The sequence below is a fragment of the Mesorhizobium sp. M4B.F.Ca.ET.089.01.1.1 genome (assembly GCF_004022605.1).
Lineage (GTDB): Bacteria > Pseudomonadota > Alphaproteobacteria > Rhizobiales > Rhizobiaceae > Mesorhizobium > Mesorhizobium abyssinicae.
On sequence record NZ_RZOS01000415.1, the window covers coordinates 1 to 5,016 of the forward strand.

Consider the following 5,016-nt stretch of genomic DNA (forward strand, 5'->3'; position numbering starts at 1 on the left):
CAAGGCGCGCGAGGCGCTGCGCGCGATCGGCTACGAGGTCGCCGGCCAGTCGCGCTCGCTGTGGTGGCTGCGCTTTCTCGGCGAGCAGCACATGATCCGCGGCGGTGACGCTAAGGCGTCCACCGTCGACCTCCATTACCGGCTGCAGCAGCCCGGCTCGCCAAGCCCCCGCGACACCGATGGTTTCCTGCGGCGCAAGCGCGAGGTCGGGATCGCCGGCGGTCATGTGCCCTTCATCTCGGCTTCCGACACATTGCTGTTGTCCTGCATCAGCGTCGCCAAGGCGTTCTTCAACCGCGAACCCTGCGCCGGCTATGTCTGCGACGTCAGGGCGAGCGCCGGTCGCCTGAGCGAGGCCGAGCAGCGGGACGTGCTCGACTACGCAATCGAGCAGGGGCTGGCGGACACGCTGCTGCTTGGCCTTCGCGCCGCCGACGTGCTGCTTGGTGGAGCGGGCACGCTGCTGTCGGAGCGCGCCACGCGGATCTTGTCGCGCATCGACAATGCCGACCTGCTCCACATGGTGATCGCGCCCTGGCTGTCGTCGTTGCGCTGGCCGCAGCGCCGCACGGTGCTTTGGGAATTGTGCGGCCGCGCGCCGGTGCGCTATCTGGCCGAGGCCGGCTGGGCAGCCTCGGCCGATCTCAGCCGGCGCATTTTCGAACGGCCGGCAGTCGGCGAGGCGGGCAGCCGGTGACGAACGTCTTGGGCATCAAGGGGCAGCAAATTTGGAAGAACTCGTTCAATCGAGAGGTGAATTGATGTCCAGCACAATGTCCCGGGTTTGCGTGATCATCGCCGCCCGCAACGCCGCCCGGACCATCCCGGCCGCCATCGCTTCGGCGCTGCGCGAACCGGAGGTGGCCGAAGTCGTCGTCGTCGACGACGCGTCCACCGACGACACCGCCGAGGTCGCGCGCGCCGCCGATGACGGCAGCGACAGGCTCAAGGTCATGCGTCTCGACGTCAACCGTGGTCCGTCCTTTGCCCGCAACGCCGCGATTGCCGGCTCCAGCGCGCCGTTCATCAGCATTCTCGACGCCGACGATTTCTTCCTCGAGGGCCGCTTTCGCAGGCTGTTCGCCAGCGCCGACTGGGATTTCGCCGCCGACAACATCATGCTGATCAGGGACGATACGGCCACCGACGTCTCCAAGGTCGTCGCCCCGCCCTTTTCGGCCGATCCGGAGTTCCTCGACTTCGAGCGCTTCGTCGAAGGCAACATCTCCAGGCGCCGCGTGCAGCGCGGCGAACTTGGCTTCCTGAAGCCCGTCATCAGCCGGGCCTTCCTCGATCGCCACGGGCTGCGTTACGACGAGAAGCTGCGCCTCGGCGAGGACTATGAGCTCTATGCCCGGGCGGTCGCCTGCGGCGCGCGCTTCAAGGTCATCAGGTCCTGCGGCTACGGCGCCATCGTGCGCGCCGATTCGCTCAGCGGTCGCCACAAGACGCAGGATCTGAAGCGCCTGGCCGATGCGGACCTGGCGCTGCTTGCGATCGACAGCCTGCCGGAAACGTCCAAGGCGGCGCTGAGAAAGCACGAGCGTCACGTGCGCGACAAATACCGGCTGCGCAATTTCCTCGACGTGAAGGCCGAGCGCGGTCTGGCATCGGCCGCCGCCTACGCGCTGGCCAGCCAGTCGAACCTCTTGCCTATCGTCCTGGGCGTTGCCGCCGACAAGTTCGAGGCGCTGTTTCGCCAGACCGGCCTTGCCCCCAAGCGGCCGGTGCCGCCGATGCGCTTCCTCATGGCCGCCAACGCGCAAGCTGTTGAAAAGTAAGCCGGACCGCGGCGCCGCGGTGGGCCAAAACGCGAAAAAATCGCCATTGCCAAACTCCGAGGTTGCTTACTCGTCCTCGGAATGGCAGTGTATGTTGCGGTGCAGCAATTTTGGAAGGCCAACCGGATGGCTTCGATATTCGGCTTCAGATCCAGGGATCCGGCCCGGGACCGGCAGACCGATCTCCAGCGTTTCGATCGTCTGGCAAGGCTGCTCGATCAGATCGCCGGCGAGATCGAGGCGGAGAAGACCGGGCTTGAGAATCGCTACCGGACGAAGGCGACGAATGCCGCTTTCCTGGTCGAGGCGATGGAGAACGGTTCGGCGTCGACAGGCAAGTCGTCGGAAGTCAGCGAATTGACGAAGTCGATCCTGAATTGCGAGCGGCGCATTGCCGAGCTTGCCCGCCAGAACGGCGTGATGAAGGAACTGCGTCATTCGATCGACGCGATTGTCGACGAGAGTGCGCAAGGTCCCGATTCGCGGACCGGGTTCGTCAGGTCGGCAGGCGGACGCTGACGGCGCGAACACGGGTCCGCAGGCACAGGTTTGGTACGAGGCACAGTTAAGGAGTTCTAGGGGCGGAGGTTCAAGCGGCTCGCGCGGGCGGGCCATTTGGTGACTTTTGGGTTGGGGCGGACAGCACAAAGGTGAGTTGGTATGAACGCATATCCGAAGACTACCCCCATCGTCGCGGCCGATGCCATGCCGTCACAACGGCAAGCGGCCCTGCGGCGGTTCTGCTCGGCAGGCGCGCTTCTTCTGGCCGTTGCCGCAAGCCTGGTCGCAGCCCCGCATCCGTCGCATGCGCAGGACGTGCAGAGCGCGCCGTCATTCGTCGATGATTTCACCAGTTTCGATCATTCGCGCTGGTATGTTTCCGACGGCTGGTCGAACGGCCCCCACCAGAATTGCACCTGGTCGAAGAGCCTGGTCGAGCTTTCCGACGGCGTGCTGACGCTCGGTTTCGAGAAGCGCCAGGTGAAGGACCGCGAATTCGCCTGCGGCGAGGTCCAGACCAAGAAGCGCTACGGCTACGGCACGTACGAAGCGCGCATGAAAACCGACACCGGATCCGGCCTCAACGCCGCCTTCTTTTCCTACATCGGTCCCGCCGACAAGCAGCCCTGGGACGAGATCGACTTCGAGGTCCTGACCAAGGACACCTCGAAGGTCCAGGTCAACACCTACATTTCCGGCAAGCCGAAGAACGAGAAGCTCGCCGATGTCGAGGGTGGCACCGACAAGGGCTTCAACGACTACGGCTTTGTCTGGGAAAAGGAGCGCTTGCGCTTCTACGTCAACGGCAAGCTGGTCCAGGAAGTGACCAACCCCGCGGAATTGCCGACCCATTCGCAGAAGATATTCTTCAGCCTCTGGGGCAGCGAAAAGCTGACCAACTGGATGGGCCCCTTTTCGGACCCTGGCCGCAAGGTCACAATGCAGGTCGAGCGCGTCGCGTTCACGGCATTGGGCGAACCATGCCAGTTCAAGGAATCGCTGGCGTGCGGCATAAATAGCGGCGCCAACAGCAACTAGGGTTATCATCCGAACCCAAGGTCGACGCGGCAAAGCCAGGAACCGATTTTGCCGCGCAGGCCTTAGGTTCGCTCAAACAGGAACAGCCGTGGGGATCACGGCCAGGCAACATTGAACCGGCCGGACCGAAGACGGCCCTGAACAGGAACAAAACCGAATGAATTTGACCGTCTTTGGAATTGGCTACGTCGGCCTCGTGCAGGCCGCGGTGCTGGCGGAGGTCGGGCACCAGGTGGTATGCGTCGACATCGACGAGAAAAAGGTCGAGCGGCTCAACCAGGGCCTGATCCCGATCTTCGAGCCCGGGCTCGAAGCGCTCGTCAAGGAGAACCACGCGGCCGGCCGCATCCGCTTCACCACCGACGCCGTCGCCGCGGTCAAGCACGGCCAGATCCAGATGATCGCCGTCGGCACCCCGCCCGGCGAGGACGGTTCGGCCGATCTCAAATATGTGCTCGCCGTCGCCGAGGCCATCGGCCGCGAGATGGAGGCGCCCAAGATCGTCGTCGGCAAGTCGACGGTGCCGGTCGGCACCTGCGAGAAGATCAAGGCCCGGATCGCCGAAACGCTTAAGGCGAGAGGACGCGAGGATCTCGCTTTCGACGTCGCCTCCAATCCGGAATTCCTCAAGGAAGGCTCGGCCGTCGCCGACTGCATGAAGCCCGATCGCATCATCGTCGGCACGTCCAGCGAGGATACAGAGGCGGTGATGGGCGAACTCTATGCGCCGTTCAACCGCAACCACGAGAAGATGATCGTGATGGACGTGCGCAGCGCCGAGTTCACCAAATACGCCGCCAATTGCATGCTGGCGACCAAGATCAGCTTCATGAACGAGATGGCCAACCTGGCCGAGCAACTGGGCGCCGACATCGAGGAGGTGCGCAAAGGCATCGGCTCCGATCCGCGCATCGGCTACCACTTCATCTATCCCGGCCTCGGCTATGGCGGCTCGTGCTTTCCAAAGGACGTGCGCGCGCTGATCAAGACCGCCGAAGGCGTCAAGTTCGACGCCAAGCTGCTGCGCGCCGTCGAGGAGCGCAACAACGAGCAGAAGTCGGTGCTGTTCGACAAGGTGCACCGCTATTTCAAGGGCAACCTCAAGGGCAAGACCTTCGCGCTCTGGGGCCTGGCCTTCAAGCCCAACACCGACGACATGCGCGAGGCGCCTGCGCGCACGCTGATGGAGGCGCTGTGGCAGGCCGGCGCCAACGTGCAGGCCTACGATCCCGAGGCAATGCAGGAATGCCAGGCCATCTACGGCCTGCGCGACGACCTTTTGCTCTGCGGCACCAAGGAAGCGGCGCTGCGCGGCGCCGACGCGCTGTTGATCTGCACCGAATGGAAGAGCTTCCGCGCGCCCTCCTTCGATGCGCTGAAGGATGCGCTGACCACGCCGGTGATCTTCGACGGCCGCAACCTCTACGATCCCAAGGTCATCGCCCGCTACGGCATCGAATATTTCAGCATCGGCAGGATGGCGGCGTGAGGGCAGGGCGGCACAACAAGGAGCCAGGGTCCATGAAAGTTCTGTTTGCAGGCGGCAACGGCTACACGCCACAATTCAGCGGCGGTGTTCAGTCGAGCACGCACCATCTGGTCGAGCAGCTGCGCGAAAACGGTCATGAGGCCTCGGTCCTGGCGGCGCTGTTCGGCGACGGCATGTTCGGCTTCAAGGCGCGCGCCAAGATGAAAC

Annotated in this window: 5 protein-coding genes and 1 pseudogene; all 6 read left to right on the forward strand. The window is 64.1% G+C overall.

Annotation, left to right across the window (positions count from 1 at the left end):
• Window positions 1-697 (forward strand): nucleotidyltransferase family protein (locus EN780_RS27290; protein ID WP_145971003.1); only part of this gene is annotated, 697 nt, incomplete at its 5' end.
• A 64-nt stretch (window positions 698-761) separates the two neighbouring features.
• Entirely contained in the window at window positions 762-1,781 is a 1,020-nt protein-coding gene (locus EN780_RS27295) for a glycosyltransferase family 2 protein (protein ID WP_127286259.1), read from the forward strand.
• Between the two features lie 126 nt (window positions 1,782-1,907).
• On the forward strand, window positions 1,908-2,300 hold the full coding sequence (locus EN780_RS27300; protein ID WP_128275852.1) for a hypothetical protein: 393 nt from the start codon (window positions 1,908-1,910) through the stop codon (window positions 2,298-2,300).
• A gap of 186 nt (window positions 2,301-2,486) precedes the next feature.
• Window positions 2,487-3,320 carry a family 16 glycosylhydrolase gene (locus EN780_RS27305; RefSeq protein ID WP_245478379.1) on the forward strand — a complete coding sequence of 278 codons (834 nt, stop codon included), beginning with the start codon at window positions 2,487-2,489 and terminating at the stop codon, window positions 3,318-3,320.
• A 157-nt stretch (window positions 3,321-3,477) separates the two neighbouring features.
• A complete protein-coding gene (locus EN780_RS27310; RefSeq protein WP_128275853.1) occupies window positions 3,478-4,809 on the forward strand; it encodes a UDP-glucose/GDP-mannose dehydrogenase family protein in 1,332 nt (443 codons plus the stop codon).
• Window positions 4,810-4,841: 32 nt separating this feature from the next.
• Window positions 4,842-5,016, forward strand: a pseudogene (locus EN780_RS41610) (glycosyl transferase family 1); the annotation flags it as partial.